The organism is Arcobacter peruensis (assembly GCF_003711085.1).
GTDB lineage: Bacteria > Campylobacterota > Campylobacteria > Campylobacterales > Arcobacteraceae > Poseidonibacter > Poseidonibacter parvus.
In genome coordinates this window covers 528513-549794 of record NZ_CP032363.1, presented here as the reverse complement: position 1 = coordinate 549794, position 21282 = coordinate 528513, and the positions used below count along the sequence as shown (strand labels likewise).

Sequence of the window (21282 nt, the reverse complement as noted above, 5' to 3'; positions counted from 1 at the left end):
TAACCATAAATTTGGCCCTAAAAAGCCAATAACTGCACGTAAGAGAAATACTTAAGGAGCCTAAACACAATGAAAGGCTGCACACCACACTTCTACACTTACACACAAAAATAAATTATCGGACCCTCAACAATGGAAATCCCGTACTACTTAGATGGCAATATTTTATCTAAAGATGGTTAAATTAGAGTTTAAATAAGTAATTGCTTTGCAAGTTTTATACATTCATCTATTGATGTTTTTTCACTTATTTGATATTTGATATTTGTTGGCAAATATTTTGCAGTTGTTTTGCCAATAACAATAGCTTTATAAGAATTATTCCAAGTATAATTTTTAAAAAAACATTCAACACTAGAAGGTGCAGAAAAAATAAATACTGAATTTTCTTCTAATTTTTTTGAAGATTTTAAGCATGAAGTTTTATAAGTAATTAATTCATCAATTTTAATATCATTTTCTTTTAGTATTTGTGTGATTTTAGAAACGGTTTTTAAAGCTCTTATATACAAAACTTTTTTATTCTTAAGTATTGGTATAAGCTCTTTAGCAAAATCATTTCCATGAGAACTTATACCTGTGAAAGCTAGATTACCTTCATATTCATTTATTATGTTTGCAGTCTTTGGGGCAATTGCATAAGAAGGAATTGTTTTCCAAGATTTATTAAAAGAATCTAATGAATATATTGCATTTTTCGATGTAAAAATTAATGCATTATACTTTGATAAATCAATTTGTGATTTTATATATTCAATACCAAAAACTTCTAAATTTTCAACACCTTCATATTTTAAATTATTTAATAAATATATTTTAGACATTTTGCTCCATTTGCAATTGTTGTGTATAATTAATAGCATCATCCATATGAAAAAACATTTTATTTTTTTTAAAAGAACCATCTGTATCTACAGCTAAAATATGTCTTTTATGTGCATGTTTTAAAACAAGAAGTGTTTTTATATTTCTATTTCTTAATTTTGCAATCATATCTTCAATTGTAAAAATTGCAGATATATCTAAAAATGAAACATTTTTACAATCAAGTATAACTATTTTATTCTCAGATATTTTATCTAATTTATTATCTAATTCCGAAACTGTACCAAAAAATAAAGAACCATCAATTTTGATAATTTCAATATTATTGTTTCCAATATCAATTTCAAAAGAGCTTTTTGATCTTTTTGTTTTCATTCTAGTATTTCTTGATATTTGATATACAGCTAAAATAGATGAAATTGTAATTCCAACTCCAACAGCCATAATTAAATCAACAAAAATTGTAAGTAAAAAAACTGTAATCATAATAAGTAAATCTTGTCTTGATACCTTGTTCATAATTCGTAAAAATTTATAATCTAAAATATCAAAACCAACTTTTATTAAAATACCTGATAATACAGCAAGAGGAATTTCAGATGCAAGCGGAGCTAAAAATAAAATGATTAATAAAAGAGCAATTGAGTGAACCATTCCAGATAATTTTGTAGTTCCTCCACTATTAATATTTATAACAGTACGCATTGTTGCTCCTGCTCCTGGAATTGCACCAAAAAAAGAACAAGCAGCATTACCAATTCCTTGACCTATTAACTCTTTTTTAGGATTATGTTTTGTTTTAGTCATGGAATCGGCAACAAGTGAAGTTAATAAAGAATCAATTGAACCTAATAGTGCAAGTGTAATAGCTAAAGTTATAATTGAACTTAATTGCAAAATATCAAAAGATATTGGTAAAATAAATTCAGGTAAACCAACAGGAATACTCCCAATTGTTGCTACTTCATAGTCTGTACTAATTGTAAAGTAAGTAACAACAAAAAGTGCTATTAATGCGGAAGGTACATATTTTGTAATAAATTTTGGAGTTAAAAACATAATTCCTAAGGTGATGTAAGCCACTACTAAAGCATGATCATCTGCATTATGAAGAGTATTAAGAACTTCCGTTAATGTATGAATTACAGAACTATTTGATTCAACTCCTAAAAATGGATTAATTTGTAGTATGATAATAATTACACCAACACCTGACATAAAGCCAGAGATTACAGGATAAGGAATATATTTAATCCATTTTCCAATCCCTACTAATCCAAAAGAAATTTGAATTAATCCAGATAGAAAAATTACTGTCATAACAGTTGAAAAATCATTTGGGAAAGTTGCAATAGCAGTAGCAGTTACTACTGTCATTGGACCAGTTGGTCCTGAAATTTGTGTAGAAGTGCCTCCAAAAACAGCTGCAAAAAAACCTAATATAATTGCGCCGTATAATCCAGCAATAGCACCAGCGCCACTTGCAACTCCAAAAGCTAAAGCGAGAGGAAGTGCAACAACAGCAGCTGTAATACCAGCAAATATATCATTTTTTATAATATGCATTACTGCTCCTTAGAATTAATTATCCTCTTCTAAATATTCCTCATCACCGACTTTGTCATTTTTACCACGAGCAATAATATGAATAGGACAACCTTCAAAATTAAAGTTATCTCTTAAGAAGTTTATTAAATATCTTTTATAAGAGAAATGAAGAAGTCTTGGTTTATTCATTACAAGTGCAATTCTTGGTGGTTTTGTTTCAAATTGTGTTGAATAATAAATTCTTAAATACGCACCATTTGGACTTGGAAGAGAGTGTCTAATAACTGCTTTTTCAATAACTCTATTAAGCTGTGATGTTGGAATTCTTTGTGTATAGTTATCATATATTTCAATGATTTTATCTTTTAATCTATCAATAGAACGACCAGTTTTAGCAGAAACTGCAATAATTGGAGCATAATAAAGGAATTTAAATCTACCTCTAATTAGTTCTTCCATTTTCTTAAAAGTCTCCATATTTTCATCCCATTTATTAAGAACAATAATAGTACCTAATCCGTACTCATCAACTAAACCTGCAATTTTTTCATCAAGGTCAGTTAATTCAGAAGATGCATCTAAAACAAGTAGCGCAACATTAGCTTTTTCTAACATCTCTTTTGTTCTCATTAAAGCAAACTTTTCAATTCCTTCAATTCTTCCTCGTCTTCTTAAACCAGCAGTATCTACAAAAGTAACACTTTTATCTGCATATTCATAAACTTCATCAACAGGGTCAATTGTTGTACCGGCAATTGGAGAAACTACAGATCTTTCTTGTCCAACAATAGCATTTAATATTGAAGATTTTCCAACATTAACTCGACCAATGATTCCAACTTTTATTTTATTATCAACTACAAATGCATCAGGATTTTCAATTTCTTCATCATCAAAAACAATATCCTCTTGAATTTCATAATCTTCTAACTCTTCATTAGTTTCCATTTCATCTAATGGAACAATGTGAGATTCTGTAATGATTTCTTTAACTTCAGAAGATTCTAAAACTTCCTCTTCTGGTTCAGGAAGTTGATTATAAATCCAATCAAATAAATTCTTTGTACCTCTATTATGTGAAACAGAAATACCGAATAAATTCTCTTCACCAATACCAAATTCAAAGAATTCCCAAAGTCTTTCAAGTTCTTTATCGTTATCAATTTTGTTTACAATTAGAGCTAATTCTTTACCTAATCTTTGAAGCTCATAAAATAATTCTTTATCTTTATCCTCAGGTATATTTTTACCATCAACCATAAAAAGTATTATATCAGCCTCTTTTGCAGTCTCGATAGCTTTTCTTTTTACATTTGAAAATATTGCATCATTTGTTTCATCAATACCACCAGTATCTAGCATTAATGCAGTCTTATCCATAATTGTAACTTCATGTCTTCTAATATCTCTAGTTGTCCCTGCTAAGTCAGAAACAATTGCAATTCTTTTTTGAGCAATTCTATTGAATAGCGAAGATTTTCCTACATTTGGTTGACCAATAAGTGCAATTTTTTTTAATGTTTTATTCATAAACTTTTAATATCCTATTTGTATATTATTAAAATTAAAAAAGGTATTAGCCATTAGACTAATACCCTTTTTATTATAAAAATTCAAGATTAGTATAATCCGAATTTTCCTTCAGCACTACTTTTATATAATACTCTCATGTTATCATCTTTATCATAGAATACTTTAAATGCAGCATCAGAACCTTTTAATTCTTTTAATGCTTCTTCAATATCCATTGGTTTATAAGAACTAAGTCTTGCAGGATAAATTTCAGTTTCAAAACTTTCTAATTCAAGTGCAATTTTGTCTTCAATTTCTGAAGATACAACTTCAGTTAATTTAGTAGCTTTATGTGCTGAAACTTTATCATGATGTCTTCTTAAAACTTTAGAAACTCTATCTACTGCAATATCAATTGCTGAATATAAATCTTTATCTTTTTGTTTTACAACAACTGTATCTATATGAGCAACATTTAAAGTGAATTCAAATGAAAATGCTTTTTTACCGTTTTTCTCATCTTGAGAAATAATTGAATTTACAGAAATAATATCTAAATTATATTTTTTAAATACTTCTATTGAACTATTAATATATTCTTTAATTGGCTCAGTTAAATCTATGTGTCTTCCTACAATACTTGTATTCATAACAAACTCCTTATAATAATTTATTTATTTTATCATAATTAAAATAAAACAAGGCTCTATGCTAGATTAGATAAAACTTAAAACAGTTATTTAAACTAGTATTTCTCTATTTCCTTTGATATTTGGCTCAGATAATACTCCTGTTTGTTCTAATTGCTCAACAATTGTTGCCGCTCTGTTATAACCAATTCTAAGTTTTCTTTGAATATATGAAATTGAAGTTTTTTGATCATTTAATACAACCATCTTTGCAGATTCATATAATTCATCAACATCACCAAGTTCTGCACTTGTAGATGTATTAGAACTGTTTTGAGAGTTTCTATCTTTTATAAAATCCATATCATATTCAACATCTCGCTGTTCTTTTAAGAAATCAACTACTTTTTCAATCTCATCTTCGCTTGACCAAGGAGCGTGAATTCTTACAAGTCCAGACATTCCAGGAGGAGTAAATAACATGTCTCCTCGACCAAGAAGTGATTCAGCTCCCATTGAATCTAAAATAATCTTAGAATCTATTTTTTGCCCTACTTTATATGAAAGTCTACTTGGTAAATTCGCTTTAATAAGACCAGTTACAACATCAACAGATGGTCTTTGTGTTGCTACAATTAAGTGAATACCAGAAGCTCTTGCCATTTGTGCAAGTCTTGCAATTGAGTATTCAACATCTTTACCACTTGTCATCATAAGGTCAGCTAACTCATCAATAACAACAACTATATAAGGTAAAGTTTCAAAACCTTCTTTTTTACCTTTTTCATTATAGTTTTCAATATTTTTTGTTTTTGTCTGAGACATTAAAGTATAACGTCTTTCCATTTCACCCACCATATTTGCTAAAGCATTAATAGCATCACCTGCTTTTGTAATTACAGGAGTTAATAAATGTGGAATATCATTATACATTGAAAATTCAAGCATTTTTGGATCAATCATAACAAGTTTTAAATTATCTGGTGAATTCTTATAAAGTAATGAAAGAATCATAGAATTAATACCGACTGATTTACCAGAACCCGTAGTTCCTGCAATTAGTAAGTGTGGTAATTTCTTTAAATCTGTAATAAAAGGTTTTCCTACAATATCTTTTCCTAAAATCATTGTTAATGGTGATTTTGAGTTTTCAAATAGTTCACTTTCTAGCATTTCTTTTAAATAAATAGTTTGAGTATCTTCATTAGGTACTTCAATACCAACAACATCTTTACCAGGAATTGGAGCTTGTATTCTAATAGTTTGAGCTTTTAAGGCCATTGCTAAATCATCTTGTAAGTTTAAGATTTTAGATACTTTAACATTAGGTGCTGGTTTAAACTCAAAAGTTGTTACAACTGGTCCTGTGTAAGTTCTAACAACATCACCTTCAATTTTGAACATTGAAAGTTTATCTAATAAGTCACATATTTTTTGATCTATTACTTGTTCAGATACTTTAGATTTTTTTTCTTTTGGTGTTGATTGAAAAAACTTTGTTGGAGGTAATTCAAAATCATTTGGTTTTTCAGTAGCACCTTGTTCAATTTCATCTAAAAGTTTTTTATTCTCTTCTAATTCTTCAACAATTATTCCATGGGCTTCAGCAGGAGTTTCTGCAAGCGGTGTAGTATTTTCATCCAAGTTTGATTCTGAATTTATTTCAGCTTCTTTTATTTCTTCTACAACTTCAAGAATTTCCATTTCATTATTTATATTAGTATTATCTTTTACTTCAGGAATTGATTTTTCAAAGATAGGTGTAATTACTGGATTATCTACAATTATTTCAGCTGTATTACCATTTTCTTTTATTGAAACTTTTTCTTCTTTTCTTTTTTGTCTAGTATTATTTTCAATTCTTTTAACTTTAGATGGTTTATTAGTTTTTAACTTAGTAACTATTTTTTCTACATCCATATCAGAGTTTTCAAATAAAACTAAAAAAGAGATAACAAAACCTACTAATACAAAGATATAAAGTCCAGCATAGCCAATAAAGGGACTTAGACTCTCTACTAAAATATTTCCAATTTCTCCGCTAAAGATACCTTTTTCAACTATTAAAGATTGTAAAATCAAAGATACAAATAATATTAATAAGACAATAATAATATTTAATGTTAAATCTTTACCCTTAATATTTTCTTTAAAATTTATAATATATAAAGGATAAAGGAACAATAAAAGATATACATAAGATAAAAAACCAAAATATATATGTGAGTTTTGAGCAAAAATAAATCCAACTTTTCCAACACTATCTTTAGTACTGAAAAAAGTTGAAAATTCGAAATAAACTATAACAAATAGAACAATTAGTGATAATATTTTTTTAGCTATGGGATGGCCTTTATTTTAATAATTTTGCAATTTTTCCTTGAAGTCTAAGCCATTGCTTATGCTTCATTAAAGGAAATCCTGCCCAAGATTGTTTTGGTTCTGTAATATTTTTTGTAACACCACCACGTGCTGCAATAGTTGTAAATGGTGCAATTTCTAAGTGCCCTGCTGTTGCGCTTTGACCACCCATAATTACATAATGATTAAGTGTAGTAGATCCAGAAAGCCCTACTTGACCTGTTAAAATACAACCAGGCCCTATTTTACAATTATGCGCAATATGAACAAGATTATCAATTCTTACACCATCAGAAATTACAGTTGATTTAAATGCAGCTCTATCAATTGAAGTATTTGCTCCAATTTCTACGTCATTTCCAATCTCAACATTTCCATTTTGATAAATTTTTATATATTTACCCTCTTTTGTATTTGCAAAACCAAAACCATCACTACCAATAACAGTTCCTGCATGAATAATACAATCATTTCCAATATTACAATCTCTATAAACTACAACATTTGGATGAATAATAGTGTTATTTCCAATTTTTACATTATCTCCTATATAAGCACCTGACATAATAGTACAATCAGAACCAATACTTGAGCCTTTTCCAATATAAACATTTGGCATGACTTTTGTAAATCCACCAACTACTGGTTTTTCACCTTCAATTTCAATTACCTCAGGTGCAAATAATTTTGATAATTTTGCAAGATTTAAATATGGTTCTTCACAGATAAGAGCAATAGTACCTTCTGGAACTTTATCTGCAAACTCTTCATTAATTAAAACAGCTGCTGCTTTTGTATTTTGTAAATCATTCAAATATTTTTTATTTTCTAAAAATGTCACTTCTGTTTGTGTAGAATCTAGTAAAGTACTTAAACCTGATATTTCTTTTGTATTTTCACAATCAATATTAATAGATTGTGCAATCTCTTGTAGAGTCATTTGTTATCCTTTTATAGGATAAGATAAGAAAAAGCTTTCTTATCTTTCCATTGCTACAATACCACTTCTTACGACTTCAAGTGGATTGAATTTTTGCATTACTTTTATAAAGTTCATTATTCTAAAACTTGAATCAGTTGCAGAAACTATAATTGCTTCATCTGTAACATTTTGTATTGAACCATGATAAGCACGAGCAATAACATCAATATCAGATAAATTATTTTCAATTGAAAACTTCATTAAAACTGTATCTTTTTCAACAACATTTCTATGTTCATTTACTTTTAATACTGGAATTAATTTATTTAATTGTTTTACAATTTGATCAATTACTCTTTTATCACCTGTTGTAACAATTGTCATTCTTGAGTATTCACTACCTTCCATAGGTGCAACTGTTAAAGAATCGATATTGTATCCACGTGCTGAAAATAATCCAACAATTCTTGATAAAACATTATGTTCGTTCATTACAACTACTGAAATTACTTGTCTTGTAGTTTCTGAATCATAATAGTGATTAAAATTATTCATTATTTTCCTCCTTCAATTAAAGTCATTTCATTTAATGCATGACCATTTGGTACCATTGGAAGTACTTCTTCATTTCTTGCAACAATAACTTCTATCATTGCAGGTTTCTTTTGTTCTACTGCATCTTTTAATGCGGCATCAAACTCTTCTTTAGTTGTAACTCTGTATCCAAGTCCTCCAAAAGCTTCAATAAGTTTTGGGAAATCTGGTTGTGCTGATAAATCTGTTTCTGATAATCTATTTTCATAGAACATTGTTTGCCATTGTCTTACCATTCCTAAATAGTTATTATTTAAAATAATATTTATTACAGGTAAATTATACTCAACACAAGTCATTAACTCTTGAATGTTCATTAAAATTGAACCATCACCTGTGAAGTTAATAGAAACTCTATCCGTCCCTTGAAGAGCACGTGCTACACCCATTGCTGCTGGTAATCCAAATCCCATAGTTCCTAATCCACCAGATGTAATCCATTGTCTAGGTTGTGAGAATGGGTAAAACTGTGCTGCCCACATTTGGTGTTGTCCAACATCAGTTGAAATAACAGCTTTTGAACCTAAAAGTTTTCCAACTCTTTGAACTGGCCATTGAGGTTTAATAACATCATTTGAGTCAATAAATCTTAATGGTTCTTTTTCTCTATAATCACTTAATAGTTCAACCCAATTTGAATAATCATTAAATTCAATATCATCAATTGATTCAAGCATACCTTCAACTGTTCTTTTTAAATCTCCAACAATTGGATAATCAGCAGTAACTAATTTACTAATACTTGCTGGATCAATATCAACATGAATAACTTTTGCTTTTGATGCAAATTCATCAAGTCTTCCAGTTACCCTATCATCAAATCTAGCGCCTAGTGAAATTAAAAGATCTGTTTCATGTGCTGCCATATTAGCTGCAAATTCTCCATGCATACCTAACATCCCAAAGAATAATGGATTTTCATCACCCATTGCTCCTCTTGCCATTAATGTCTCAACAGCAGGAATATTAAGCTTTTTAGCTAATTCTCTAATTTCATAAGAACAGTTTGCAAGTATTGCTCCACCACCAATATATAATAATGGTTTTTTAGCTTTACTAAGTTGATTCATAGCTCTTTTTAACTGTTTTTTATTGTAGTTTACAGTTGGTCTATATGTTGGTAAATGCACTTCTTTTGGATATGCAAAATCTGCCATTTCAGCCGTAATATCTTTTGGAATATCAACATGAACAGGTCCTGGTCTTCCAGTACTTGCTATATGAAAAGCTTCTTTGATAATTCTTGGTAAATCTTCTATTTTATTTACTAAGTAATTATGCTTTGTACAAGGTCTTGAAATTCCTACCGCATCAATTTCTTGGAAACCATCAGTTCCTATAATATGTGATGGAACTTGTCCTGATATCACAACTAAAGGAATAGAATCCATATACGCATCAGCTAAACCTGTAACTGCATTTGTGAAACCAGGTCCAGAAGTTACAATTGAAACTCCTACTTTACCTGTTGATCTTGCGTAACCTTCAGCTGCTATAATAGAAGCTTGCTCATGTCTGTTAAGAATATGTTGGAAATGATTCTGTTTATAAATTTCATCATAGACGTTCATAATAGCGCCTCCAGGATATCCGAATACGACTTCAACCCCTTCTTGATGTAATGATTCTACAACCATTTTAGCGCCACTCATTTTCATTATACTTCTCCGTTTTAAAATAGTTTGTATTCTACAAAAGATAATATTAATTATTGGTTAACATCTATTATCTAAATATCAGATTTTAGATTGCTTTTAGTTTACTTAACATATAATCATGTAATAAACTAATTATAAGGAGTTAATTTATGGATGTAAGTAGCATAAATAACAATATTAGTAACCTTAATCAATCAACACAACTTCAAATTGATAAAGCAGAACAATCAAAGCAAGTACAAAAAGTTGATAATGATTCAGCCTCTTTTCTTTCGATAAATGAATATAATCAAAAAAGAGATGAATTATCTTCAAATGTTCAATCACTAAATAATGGTATTGCAATTAGTAATATTGCAACAAATGCTTTAGAAAAAGAACAAACGTATATAAGTAATATTCAAGAAGAACTAGAAAACTTAAAAAGTGATGATAATCAACTACAAGATAAAAACGATATTAAACAAGTTATAAATGAAAACCTGAAAGATTTTAATGCAACTGCATATGAAACAAAATTCAAAAATGAAAACTTGTTAAGTATAGATTATTATGATGAAGCAAAAAATATTACAATCAATACTGATAGTGAAAGTTTTTCTATTGATAAAACAAATACACCAGATTTTGCAAGTGGAATATTTGAAACATTAACCGCTTCAAATTTAAACGACCCAAAACAATTAGATGAAGTAATTTCAAAAGTAGAAAATACAAAAACTCAAATTGAAACTATAAGTCAAGAATTTAAAGAATTTGGAAGTAAAATAGAAGAAACAGCAAGAGAGAATATAAAAGAGCAAGTTTCTTTATATAATGAAAATAGAGACTATGGAAAAGAATCTGTAGATTTTTCAAAAAACAATATATCTGCTAATCTTGGGTATTTAGCTGCTTCACAAGCTAATATTGTTCAAGCGCAAAGTGTAAGGTTATTATCTTAAACCTTACTCTTTAAACATGTGTTAAGAGCAACTCCTTCTCTTAATCCATCATCTAAAACTATTGATTCATTTTTTCCTAAAACTTCAAAAATAGCTCTATAAATATAAATTCCAACTTGTATAAACTCAACTCTTCCGCTTCCTACTAATTTTGTAATTTCATCTTTTGAACATGTATCAAAAATACTTAAGCAATCTTCTAAATCTTTTAAGTTTACAATTGTTCCATTTACTGTTTGTCTATCATAAGAGAAAAAATCTTGTCCAAGTTTAACAGCAGCAATTGTAGTTGGAGTTCCAGCTGTTGCTACAAATATATAATCTTTTAAATTTACATTTAAAGAATCTAAATATTTTTTTACTTGTATTTTTCTATTTTTTAAATCATTATGTAAATCATCATATTTTAGAAATTCTTGAGTCATAGTTACAATACCAAAATCAAAGCTATTAGCTTTATATTCATTGTTAGTATTTACAATTATTTCAGTTGAACCGCCACCTATATCTAAAAGAATAAAATTAGAAGAATCAATTTTTTCTCTTTTTAAAGCATATTTAACTGAAAGAAGAGTTAATCTAGCTTCTTCATTACCATCAATAATAGTAAACTTTACACCTGTTTGTTCTTCAAAGTTTTTTAAAACTTCTTGATTATTACTAGCTTTTCTCATAGCAGCTGTTGTAACCGCAACTGCTTTGTTTGGATTATAATTAACAACTTCAATAGATTTCTTTAAAGCTTCTATAACTCTTTGTTGAGCTTCTTGCGATATTAATCCAGTATCAACTAAGCCATCTGCAGTTCCTACAACTTGATTATATTCAGCAATAATTTTATGATTTTTACAATCATATTTTAGAACTCTAAAAGAATTAGAACCTAAATCAATACTTACAACTTCTTCACACATTTAATACTAATCTTATAAATGTGGAATTTTTATTTTAGAGTTTAATAAGTATCCAATAATAATCATTAAACCTAAAACTACATGTTCATGCATAAATCCAGTTAGATAGATTAAATAAACAAGCCATAATAAAATTGCACCTAAAGGAGTTGGAATTCCTATAAAATGCTTTGCAACTTCACCCTCTTCTGAGTTAATATTAAATTGAATTAATCTTCTTAATCCTGATATTACATAATAAACAAATGCAAATACAATAAGTGGTGTATTAAGCATTAGCTCTTTTGTATCTATTACTGCAAAATAAATAAACATTGTTGGAACGATTACAAATGATAAAAAGTCTGCATAAGAATCTAATTGAATCCCAAATTCTGTAGAAAGATTGTATTTTCTTGCAATTTTCCCATCAATAATATCAAATCCACCAGCAAGCCATGCAAAAAGTGCAGCCGCAAAAAACTCATGATGAGTTAAAAAATAAATTGCAAAAATACCTGCTGCAATATTAAAAAAAGTTACTATGTTTGCTAAATTAAAATGATTATTTTTATTAAATAAAAAAGACATTATTTTCCTTTATGTATATGGTATTGGTTTCTACCATTATGTTTTGATTTATATAAACTATCATCTGCTCTTTTATAAAGCTTATTTGCAGAGATATATGTATTTGGTTCGTACATGATTGCACCTATAGAAATAGTAACAACATCTAGAACATCACTTGTCTTATGCTCAATTTTCAGATCAACAATTTTTTGATTTATATCTTTTAGACATGATTCTAAAATATCTAAATCAATATCAAATAAAACTACTCCAAACTCTTCTCCACCTAATCTAAAGACAAATTCATATTTATTATTAAAATACTCTTTTAAAAGTTTTGCAACTTTTTTTAAAGTTTCATCACCAGCATCATGTCCGTAAGTGTCATTATATTGTTTAAAATAATCAATATCAAACATTATAAAAGCACATTCCCAATTATTAGCATTTGCAATAAAAGGCATATTATCGAATATTGTATCAAAATATTTTCTATTATAAAGACTTGTCATAGAATCTGTAATAGAATCAATCTTGTATTTTGTATTTAAAACTCTTAATTGATTATCTTTTTTTACTACTTGATAAATAATATAGGCAACAATACCAAAAGTTAAAACTAATAGAAGAACAATATTAATAAACAAGTAGTCTTTCATTCTTTTATATTCTTCTACAAAAAGTTTTCTTTGTTTAAATGCCATTTTAGTTTCATAATCTATTAAGAATTCTATTTTTTGTACTATTTTTTTAAATTTGTGAAGTTTATTTATTTTGAATGTTTCTTTTAATGCAATATCAACATTATTTATAACATTTCTTTCTTTTTCATTTTTGTAAGCGTTGTAATAATAAGACCAATCTTCTAGAATGATTTTTTGTTCTTTTTTAAAATCGCAAATATATTTAAGAGTACGACATGAAATTATTGTTTTATAATTATCTTGAATGTTTTCTAATTTAACAATAGGAATAAAATTACCAAAATAAAGATTATCTATTTGTACTTTTAATTTATCAATTTGAGAGTTAAATAAGATTGATGCACTAATTAAAGCAAAAAGAACAACAAGAACTAATAGAATTAGTTTAAATGTGACAGATTTAAATAGCTTTAATTTCATTACGATATTTTATCTAAAAATCATTTAACTAAGATTAAATTTCTACTTCGCTATAATCGCGAATTATTGAAAACAAAAATGTTAAAAAAGGTTTAAATTTGTTAAATATAAAAGATACTTTTATAGGAAAAAATGCAAAAAGTGATATTTTATCAGGACTTGTAGTTGCTGTTGCACTTGTACCTGAAGCTATTGCTTTTTCATTTATTGCACAAGTTAGTCCAATAGTTGGATTATATGCTGCATTTATTTTAGGATTAATTACAGCTCTTATGGGTGGAAAACCTGGAATGATTTCAGGAGCTACTGGTGCTGTTGCAATTGTTTTAGTAGGAGTTAGTCTTGCGTCTAAAGAGATTTTGATATCTCAAGGACTAAGTGGTGATGAATTATCATTTGGAATAGTTCAATATATTACATTAACAGCAATTGTTGCAGGTATTATTCAAATAATAATTGGTGCATTTAAAATGGGTAAATTTATTCGTTTAGTTCCTCAACCTGCACTTCATGGATTTGTAAATGGACTTGCAGTTGTAATTGCAACAAGTCAATTTAAATTTTTAGATGGTGCTGGAATTATTATGTATGCAATTATTTTAGGAACAATGGCTACTATGTATTTTTTACCAAAGTTTACAGCAGCAGTTCCTGCAGGTTTAGTAGCAATTATTGTATTTACTTTAGGTGTTTATATTACAAGTGCTGATACAAAGCTTGTAGGAGATTTAGCAAACCTATCAGAGTTTAAAGGCTTACTTCCATCTTTTCATATTCCTGATGTAATTTTAGATTTTGAAGCATTAAAGCTTGTTCTTCCTTATGCTGTTATTGTTGCACTTGTTGGAGTTATTGAATCACTTTTAACACTTTCAGTTTTAGATGAAATTGGTGGTTCAAGAGGTAGTGCAAATCAAGAATGTATTGCACAAGGAACAGGAAACATTACTTGTGGTTTATTTGGTGCGATGCCAGGATGTGCAATGATTGGTCAATCAATTATCAACTATACATCTGGTGGATTAGGACGTCTTTCAGGTGTTGTTGCATCAATTGGATTAATTCTTTTAGTAGCAACTTTAACAGACCTTTTAAATATAATTCCTGTAGCTATACTTGTTGGTATTATGTTTATGGTATCTATTGGAACATTTGAATGGAGCTCATTTGCGAGAATTACTAAAATGCCTAAAAGTGATGCTTTTGTACTAGTAACTGTTACTTGTATTACAATTGTTGCTGATTTAGCAATTGCAGTAATTTCTGGTGTGATTATTTCAGCACTTGTGTTTGCATGGAATCACGCAAAAGTAACTGCAAAAACTCACTTAGAAGATGATGGAACAAAAGTATACGATTTTGATGGGCCATTATTTTTTGGAAGTGTAACATCATTTAATGAAAACTTTGACATTGAACATGATCCAGAAAATATTGTATTAGATTTTAAAGATGCAAGAGTTATGGATATTTCAGGAGTAGAGGCTATTGATGCAATTACTAAAAAATATCTTGAACTTGATAAAAAAGTAAAAATTAGACACTTAAGTTCAGAGTGTAAGACAATTATGAAAAATGCAGGTCAATTTTGTACTTATGAAGAAGATGATCCAAAATATAAAGTTGCATACGATTATTAAAAGTCCTTTTGGGCTTTTAATATACACCTCTTTAAAACAAACTTTACAATTCAACTCAATTTTGCTAAAATAATTATAAATAATTTATAAATAGAGTACATTATGGAAATAAATAATAATTATAGTACTATTTCATCTATCAACCAACAAATAGCTGTTAAAAAAGCAGAACTTAGTAGTATTGATAAAAAAGAAGATGAAAAGTCATTATTTGAAAATAATGATAGTGTTAATATTGTTGGAAAAAACTATGATGAAGAAGATTATAAAAGAGTTCTTCAAAAATATAAAGACCTTGATAGTGAAGTTCGAACGCATGAACAAACTCACTCAGCAGGAGCTTCGACAACTGCACCTATAAACTATTCATATCAAGTAGGACCAGATGGAAAGGTATATGCATCAGGAGGAAGTGTACGATTTGACACTAGTATTCCGGATAATGAAGTTAATGCTGAGGTAAAACTTGATAAATTAGCCAGTGCTGCTTCTGGACCAGCACAATTGAGTTTTTCAGATAGTCAAATATCAAGAGCTGCTAATTTAAACAAACTATTACTACAAGGTATTGAACAAGGAGTAGATTATGGAAATAACTAATAACTTAGGAGGAATGCTTGCAGCACAAGAGCAAGTTTCTCAAAATGCTAGTAAAATTGCACAAGTAGCAAATACAGTTGGTGACCCAGCTTTACAAGAAGTTAGTCAAGATTTAATAGATGCAATTGTAGGACAAATTCCTGAAGTTATTGCATATTCTGCAAATGCAGAAGGTATTAAAACACAAGATGCAGTTTTAGACACATTATTAAATATAAAGGCTTAAATAAATGGATAAAATAAACGTTGTATGCCCATCGTGCTTAAAAGTAAACTCTATTCCAAAAAAAGATTCTTATTCAAAAGCTAATTGTGGTTCTTGTAAGAATTCTTTGTTAGATACAAACCCAATTGAACTAGATGAATCAAACTTTGATCATGTAGTTGTAAACTCAGATATCCCTGTAATTGTAGATTTCTGGGCTCCTTGGTGTGGACCTTGTAAAATGATGGCACCAATATTTAATGAAGTTGCTAATAAGTATCCACTTAAAGCTTTATTTGTAAAAGTTAACACACAAGCCCATCAAAATTTAGGAGCAAAGTTTAATATAAGATCAATTCCTACACTTGTAGTTTATAAAGCAGGAGTTGAAGTAAAAAGAGTTAGTGGAGCATTAGATCCATTGAAATTATCTAATTTAGTAAATGAAAACTTATAAAGCAAAACTTATTATTTAAGTTTTGCCATCTCTTCTATATGCTTAGGACCAGTTTCACAACAACCACCTAAAATAGTTGCACCTGAATCTTTAAATTTTTGCACTAGCAATCCTATCTTACTTGGAGTTAAATCCATTCTTTGTCCTAAAAATTCACTTGGATTTTTTGTTTTACTATTATTATAGTTATTTGTGTAACCTAATTTAGGTTTTGTTGTTACAAATGCATTAAGTTTAAAACCAAAAGGTACACCTAAACTTTTAAGCTCATCCAAATTATTTTCATAAGTTTCAGGAGATACACAAGAAAGTATAACTCCAAGAATATTTTTATGCTCAATATTAGTAATAATATCACTAATATCATCTCCACTTGGCATTTTATTGCCTTCAGAGATATGAGCACCAATTAAATATGGTTTATTAAACTCTTCTATTGCTTCAATTGCTAATTTTATTTCTCGTACACTACTTAAAACATCAAAATAAAAGAAATCCACATAAGGATTTAATAATTTAGCTTGCTCATAAAAGTTTTCTTTAATCTCTTTTTCTGATCTTGTATCTGTTTCATAAGTTAAATATTGAGGAGGCAATCCACCTGCAATTAAAACATGTGGATTTAAATCTTTTGCTTTTTTTGCTATTTCACCTGCTTTTATATTTAAATACTCAAACTTATCTTCAATATTATTATCTTTTAAACGTAGTTTTCTTGTTGTAAATGTTGCAGTAATTATAACTTCAGCACCAGCTTTTATAAAATCTAAATGTATATCTAGTAAAAGTTGGTGATATTTTTCTTGCAGTAAAGCATTAGCACTCCAAAGCGTACCTTTTGGCTTCATACCTCTTGATAATAATTCTTGTCCTAATCCACCATCTAATATTCTAGTTTTTTTGAAAAAGTCTTTATTCATACTTTTTAAAACCTATCTATTTAGTTAGATTGAATAAATTGATTTAAAGATTCAAGTTGTGTTTCATTAAAAACTTTTATTCCATTTTCTTCTAAAAGTCTAGCTGTTAAACCTTGACCTTCAATTAGATTATTTGAAAAAGTACCATCATAAATTTCAATATTTCCACATGATGGAGATTTAGATTTTAAAAGTGCTACTTTTATATCTTCTTCCTTACAAATATCTAGAGCATTTTTTGCTCCAATTAAAAAAGGTATTGTTACATCTTTTTCTTCAATTGTTTCAACTTTAAAAGGTTTATTTGCGCTTACTATCTCTGATTTTACTCTAGGAACCCCTAACCCACCAGAAACCTCTGGACAAAAAGAGTATATTTCATTATCACAAAGAATATCCATAAATATTTCTTTTTGTGAAAAAGTAAATGATGAACCCATAGCAATAGAGGAATTCCCTCCATCAAACCTTACATCTTCACCTAATAAACAAGAAGAGACTAATACTTTCATATATTAAACTTCTTCATCTTCAATAATTCTATTTAATTCTTCCTTATTAAAGAATGTTGATGGTTGGAAGTTTTTAAATGCAGCTTTCATAGATACAAAAATTTGGGGATTATCAGCTTCTAATTTTGCTAATAACTCTTTTGTAGTAGCTCTTGCATGAGGCATTTTAACATCAAATCTCATACCAGGACATGCTTCATCACCAATTACATTGATTTCATTTTTATCAGCAAAAGCTCGAAGTTGTCTCTCTCTACAAAAAATTAGAGGTCTAATAACTTCTAAACCATTTTCAGCTTTATAAATAGGAGGCATTGATCTCATTGTTCCATTATAAAAGAAGTTCATAAAAAATGATTCCATTGCATCATCTAAATGATGACCTAAAGCTACTTTGTTAAAACCTTGTTCTAAAGCTGCAGTATATAAGTACCCTCTTCTCATTCTTGAGAAAAATGAACAAAATGATGAGTTTTTTCTAATTTTTTCACCAGCTAATTCAAAGATTTGAGTATCAATTATTTCATGCTCAATCCCATGTTCTTTACAATGATCTGCTAAAAACTGTACTTGTTCACCCATTCCATAAGTAACAGTAACTGCTTTAAAATCAAAATCATATTGTGCTACTTTTTTCATTCTATTTAGAGTATGAAGTAAAGTTAAAGAGTCTTTTCCACCTGAAAAGCCAACTAAAACCTTATCACCCTCTTTTATTAATTCGTATTCTGCATTAGTTCTACCTACTAATGAAGATATTTTTTTACTTAATTCAAGCAATATATAAGTCCTGTGTAAAATTTTTGTGATTATATCTAAAAGTTTATCAAATAAAAGAGTTAAGTAACTCTTTTTTAATTATAAATCAATACTAAAGTGATGTGATACAATATGTAAATCTTGACTTAAATAAAATTTGTGAGCATCATGTCTATCAACTGAAGAATCTAAATGAATTGATTTACACTCTTGTTGTTTTGCATATATTTTTATGAAATTTAACAATGCTTTACCAGCATCTGTTGACGTAAGGCTTTTATCTGTTACAAAATCATCAATATAAAGATGTTTTCCAATTGATAGTTTTTGTCCTATTGTAAATCCTGCAACACAAATAACTTGTTGTTCATGTAATACATAAGCTAATTGATACCCATTTTTGATTTGATCGGAAATCATTTTTTGTAATGCTTTTTCTGATAAGTCTTCTCTTATTTGATGCATCATTTTATAACAATACTTTATTTCATCTTCTGTTGCAATTTTGATTTCCAAACAATTAACCTTTTGTTATTATTTATATTCTATACTATAATCATATCAAACCTTTTTTTAATATACTCATAAAAAACTAAAAATAATGATTTTTTTACCAATCTTTTATTTAAATACTATATAATTCAGATTAATTAATCCATAAAGATAAGAGATATAAAATATGACAAAAGAAGAAGAACAAGAATATAGAGAAAAACTTGCACAAACAATTTTTCCAATAGTTTCAAATATGACAGAAGAACAGATTAAACAAATTATAGTATCAGTTGAAAAAGAAAATCCAAGTCTAACTAAGGGTTTTTCTAATATGTTATTTCAACAAATAATGGTTTACAAATATAATAAATAACAAAAAATAAGTTTTTATATGTATATTGTATTTTACTCTATAAATTATACAATTATTAAAAATGTATAACACTAAAGTATATTTATTATAAATATCTTCTATTTCATTTGGATATATCCATATAAAACACAAGAATAAAATAATAAAAAGGTTTTAAAATTAGAATTACTATATCAGTAAAAGAATTGAAAGTTTTACAAGAATTATGCAAAGAGCATGGGCAAGCAGAACTATATAAAAAACTTCATCAAGAAGAAGAAAAATATGAGAAAAGTATAACAGAGAAAAAGACTAATGCAACAAAGAAAGCTACTAAAACTAGACAAGAAGTTGCAAAAAAGAAAATTGAAGCATCTGTAAATATGATGAGAATGTTTAATCAAAAAATAACTATTTACTCAGTTGCTAAAGAAGCACAAGTAAGTTATAATACAGCATTAAAATATAAAGATTTTATTATACAAAATCAAGATAATTAGGAAAGAACATGAGAGAATTTATTAACTATGATAAATCTATTGAAATATTAAATAAGATAAAACTAAATAAAGCTACAACAGAAAAAAAATTTATAATTGATGCGATTGGAAAAGTAATCGCAAATGATGTGATTGCAGATCATAATAGTCCAGAACTTCCAACTTCAGGAATGGATGGTTATGCTATTAAATTTGATGATATTAATAATGAGAGTATAAAAATTATTGATAAAAATCCTGCTGGTAGCGTAGTTGAATCTGAAGTTATAAATGGTGTTTGTATTAAAACTTTCACAGGCTCACTAATGCCGCAAGGAAGTGATACTTTAGTTCCTATTGAAAATGTCGAAGTATTTGAAGATACAATAAAAATTACAAAAAAAGTGCCTTTTGGTTTTGCTACAAGAGCAATTGGTGAAAACTATGAAAAAGATGAAGTACTAATAAAAAAAGGTACCGTTATTGGTTTTGCTGAAGTTGGAGTATTAGCTTCTTTGAATATTGCACAGATTAACGTAATTGTAAATCCTACAGTTGCAATTGCAAGTACAGGAAGTGAAATACTTGATTTAGGCGAAGTTCAAACAAATGAAGCTCAAATTAGAAGTTCAAACCATTTAACAATTGAAGCCCTTTGTAAAACAAATGGTGCAAATACACTTCAAATGGGTATTGTCGAAGATGATATAGAATCAATTACAAACTTACTTGAAACTGCTCTACAAAAAGCTGATATAGTTGTAACTACTGGTGGTGTTTCTGTTGGCGATTATGATTTTGTTCAAGATGTTATAAAAGACAAATTGCAAGCTGAAGTATTATTTCATGGTGTTACTATTAAACCAGGAATGCATATACTTGTAGCAATAAAAGATGGAAAAACAATTATTGCACTTCCTGGTTTTGCATACTCATCAACAGTATGTGCAATTTTATATGTGTTACCACTTATATATAGATTTAGACAATCAAATGAAGCTTTACCAATTGTAAAAGCTAGAATAAATGAAGATTTTCCTAGAAAAATGCCAAAAACAGTATTTACTGCTTGTAATGTTGAATATACAAATAACGAATATAAAATCAATTTTGATGGAAAGAAAAAAGGAACAAGTGCTATTTTGACAAATATGCTTGAAAGTCCTGCTTTATTAATTCAAAAAGAAGATAGTGAAGATATTAAAAAAGATGATTTAGTTGATATTCTTCTGTTAAATCAGTTAAAGTAAATTTCACTTTAACTGATATTGTAATATTTT

Annotated in this window: 23 protein-coding genes; 8 read left to right on the top strand and 15 right to left on the bottom strand. The window is 28.1% G+C overall.

The window, feature by feature from the left end; translation table 11 throughout:
* Positions 1 to 191 precede the first annotated feature (191 nt).
* From D3Z07_RS02760 to D3Z07_RS02725, 8 genes are all read right to left on the bottom strand, one after another.
* Positions 192 to 824 carry a uroporphyrinogen-III synthase gene (locus tag D3Z07_RS02760; protein WP_122893027.1) on the bottom strand — a complete coding sequence of 211 codons (633 nt, stop codon included), beginning with the start codon at positions 822 to 824 and terminating at the stop codon, positions 192 to 194.
* Complete coding sequence (locus D3Z07_RS02755; RefSeq protein WP_122893026.1) at positions 817 to 2391, bottom strand: SulP family inorganic anion transporter; 1575 nt, start codon at positions 2389 to 2391, stop codon at positions 817 to 819. The genes D3Z07_RS02760 and D3Z07_RS02755 overlap by 8 nt, the downstream gene beginning before the upstream one ends.
* Positions 2392 to 2406: 15 nt before the next feature.
* A complete protein-coding gene (gene der / locus D3Z07_RS02750; protein WP_122893025.1) occupies positions 2407 to 3903 on the bottom strand; it encodes a ribosome biogenesis GTPase Der in 1497 nt (498 codons plus the stop codon).
* An 89-nt stretch (positions 3904 to 3992) separates the two neighbouring features.
* Complete coding sequence (gene hpf, locus D3Z07_RS02745; RefSeq protein WP_122893024.1) at positions 3993 to 4535, bottom strand: ribosome hibernation-promoting factor, HPF/YfiA family; 543 nt, start codon at positions 4533 to 4535, stop codon at positions 3993 to 3995.
* Positions 4536 to 4625: 90 nt separating this feature from the next.
* Positions 4626 to 6857, bottom strand: a complete 2232-nt coding sequence (locus D3Z07_RS02740) for a DNA translocase FtsK (protein ID WP_122893023.1) — start codon at positions 6855 to 6857, stop codon at positions 4626 to 4628.
* Between the two features lie 10 nt (positions 6858 to 6867).
* Entirely contained in the window at positions 6868 to 7815 is a 948-nt protein-coding gene (lpxD, locus tag D3Z07_RS02735; protein ID WP_122893022.1) for a UDP-3-O-(3-hydroxymyristoyl)glucosamine N-acyltransferase, read from the bottom strand.
* Positions 7816 to 7854: 39 nt separating this feature from the next.
* Positions 7855 to 8352 carry an acetolactate synthase small subunit gene (gene ilvN, locus D3Z07_RS02730; protein WP_122893021.1) on the bottom strand — a complete coding sequence of 166 codons (498 nt, stop codon included), beginning with the start codon at positions 8350 to 8352 and terminating at the stop codon, positions 7855 to 7857.
* Positions 8352 to 10049 (bottom strand): acetolactate synthase large subunit, encoded by a 1698-nt coding sequence (locus tag D3Z07_RS02725; RefSeq protein WP_122893020.1) that lies wholly within the window; start codon positions 10047 to 10049, stop codon positions 8352 to 8354. The genes ilvN and D3Z07_RS02725 overlap by 1 nt, the downstream gene beginning before the upstream one ends.
* Positions 10050 to 10198: 149 nt before the next feature.
* Here D3Z07_RS02725 and D3Z07_RS02720 point away from each other — a divergent pair, with 149 nt between their 5' ends.
* On the top strand, positions 10199 to 10993 hold the full coding sequence (locus D3Z07_RS02720; RefSeq protein WP_122893019.1) for a DUF5713 family protein: 795 nt from the start codon (positions 10199 to 10201) through the stop codon (positions 10991 to 10993).
* Here D3Z07_RS02720 and D3Z07_RS02715 read toward each other — a convergent pair.
* From D3Z07_RS02715 to D3Z07_RS02705, 3 genes are read right to left on the bottom strand one after another with little or no spacing between them, the layout of a single operon-like run.
* A complete protein-coding gene (locus tag D3Z07_RS02715; RefSeq protein WP_122893018.1) occupies positions 10990 to 11907 on the bottom strand; it encodes a Ppx/GppA phosphatase family protein in 918 nt (305 codons plus the stop codon). The genes D3Z07_RS02720 and D3Z07_RS02715 overlap by 4 nt on opposite strands.
* Positions 11908 to 11919: 12 nt before the next feature.
* Entirely contained in the window at positions 11920 to 12477 is a 558-nt protein-coding gene (locus tag D3Z07_RS02710) for a CDP-alcohol phosphatidyltransferase family protein (protein ID WP_122893017.1), read from the bottom strand.
* Entirely contained in the window at positions 12477 to 13583 is a 1107-nt protein-coding gene (locus tag D3Z07_RS02705; protein ID WP_122893016.1) for a GGDEF domain-containing protein, read from the bottom strand. The genes D3Z07_RS02710 and D3Z07_RS02705 overlap by 1 nt, the downstream gene beginning before the upstream one ends.
* A 98-nt stretch (positions 13584 to 13681) precedes the next feature.
* Between D3Z07_RS02705 and D3Z07_RS02700 the strand changes: the two genes are divergently transcribed.
* The 4 genes from D3Z07_RS02700 (at position 13682) to trxC (ending at position 16485) form a co-directional block, all read left to right on the top strand.
* Positions 13682 to 15223 carry a SulP family inorganic anion transporter gene (locus tag D3Z07_RS02700; protein ID WP_076086557.1) on the top strand — a complete coding sequence of 514 codons (1542 nt, stop codon included), beginning with the start codon at positions 13682 to 13684 and terminating at the stop codon, positions 15221 to 15223.
* A gap of 102 nt (positions 15224 to 15325) precedes the next feature.
* Entirely contained in the window at positions 15326 to 15823 is a 498-nt protein-coding gene (locus D3Z07_RS02695) for a putative metalloprotease CJM1_0395 family protein (RefSeq protein ID WP_076086560.1), read from the top strand.
* Positions 15810 to 16049 carry a hypothetical protein gene (locus D3Z07_RS02690; protein WP_076086563.1) on the top strand — a complete coding sequence of 80 codons (240 nt, stop codon included), beginning with the start codon at positions 15810 to 15812 and terminating at the stop codon, positions 16047 to 16049. The genes D3Z07_RS02695 and D3Z07_RS02690 overlap by 14 nt, the downstream gene beginning before the upstream one ends.
* A gap of 4 nt (positions 16050 to 16053) precedes the next feature.
* Entirely contained in the window at positions 16054 to 16485 is a 432-nt protein-coding gene (gene trxC, locus D3Z07_RS02685) for a thioredoxin TrxC (protein WP_206423293.1), read from the top strand.
* A gap of 11 nt (positions 16486 to 16496) precedes the next feature.
* On the opposite strand, the gene D3Z07_RS02680 is transcribed toward trxC, so the two are convergent.
* From D3Z07_RS02680 to D3Z07_RS02665, 4 genes are all read right to left on the bottom strand, one after another.
* Positions 16497 to 17405 (bottom strand): homocysteine S-methyltransferase family protein, encoded by a 909-nt coding sequence (locus tag D3Z07_RS02680; protein ID WP_122893015.1) that lies wholly within the window; start codon positions 17403 to 17405, stop codon positions 16497 to 16499.
* Between the two features lie 20 nt (positions 17406 to 17425).
* A complete protein-coding gene (locus tag D3Z07_RS02675; protein ID WP_122893014.1) occupies positions 17426 to 17917 on the bottom strand; it encodes a DUF523 domain-containing protein in 492 nt (163 codons plus the stop codon).
* 3 nt (positions 17918 to 17920) lie between these two features.
* Positions 17921 to 18697 carry a tRNA 2-thiocytidine biosynthesis TtcA family protein gene (locus tag D3Z07_RS02670; RefSeq protein ID WP_076086572.1) on the bottom strand — a complete coding sequence of 259 codons (777 nt, stop codon included), beginning with the start codon at positions 18695 to 18697 and terminating at the stop codon, positions 17921 to 17923.
* Positions 18698 to 18775: 78 nt separating this feature from the next.
* Complete coding sequence (locus tag D3Z07_RS02665; protein WP_122893013.1) at positions 18776 to 19192, bottom strand: GNAT family N-acetyltransferase; 417 nt, start codon at positions 19190 to 19192, stop codon at positions 18776 to 18778.
* Positions 19193 to 19355: 163 nt separating this feature from the next.
* On the opposite strand from D3Z07_RS02665, the gene D3Z07_RS02660 reads away from it, so the two are divergent.
* The 3 genes from D3Z07_RS02660 to D3Z07_RS02650 all read left to right on the top strand — a co-directional run bounded on the left by D3Z07_RS02660 (position 19356) and on the right by D3Z07_RS02650 (position 21252).
* A complete protein-coding gene (locus D3Z07_RS02660) occupies positions 19356 to 19544 on the top strand; it encodes a hypothetical protein (RefSeq protein WP_076086578.1) in 189 nt (62 codons plus the stop codon).
* Positions 19545 to 19729: 185 nt separating this feature from the next.
* A complete protein-coding gene (locus D3Z07_RS02655) occupies positions 19730 to 20023 on the top strand; it encodes a hypothetical protein (protein WP_076086580.1) in 294 nt (97 codons plus the stop codon).
* A gap of 8 nt (positions 20024 to 20031) precedes the next feature.
* The gene (locus D3Z07_RS02650; RefSeq protein ID WP_122893012.1) at positions 20032 to 21252 is read left to right on the top strand and encodes a molybdopterin molybdotransferase MoeA; all 1221 of its coding nucleotides are present in this window, start codon (positions 20032 to 20034) and stop codon (positions 21250 to 21252) included.
* Positions 21253 to 21282: the final 30 nt, after the last annotated feature.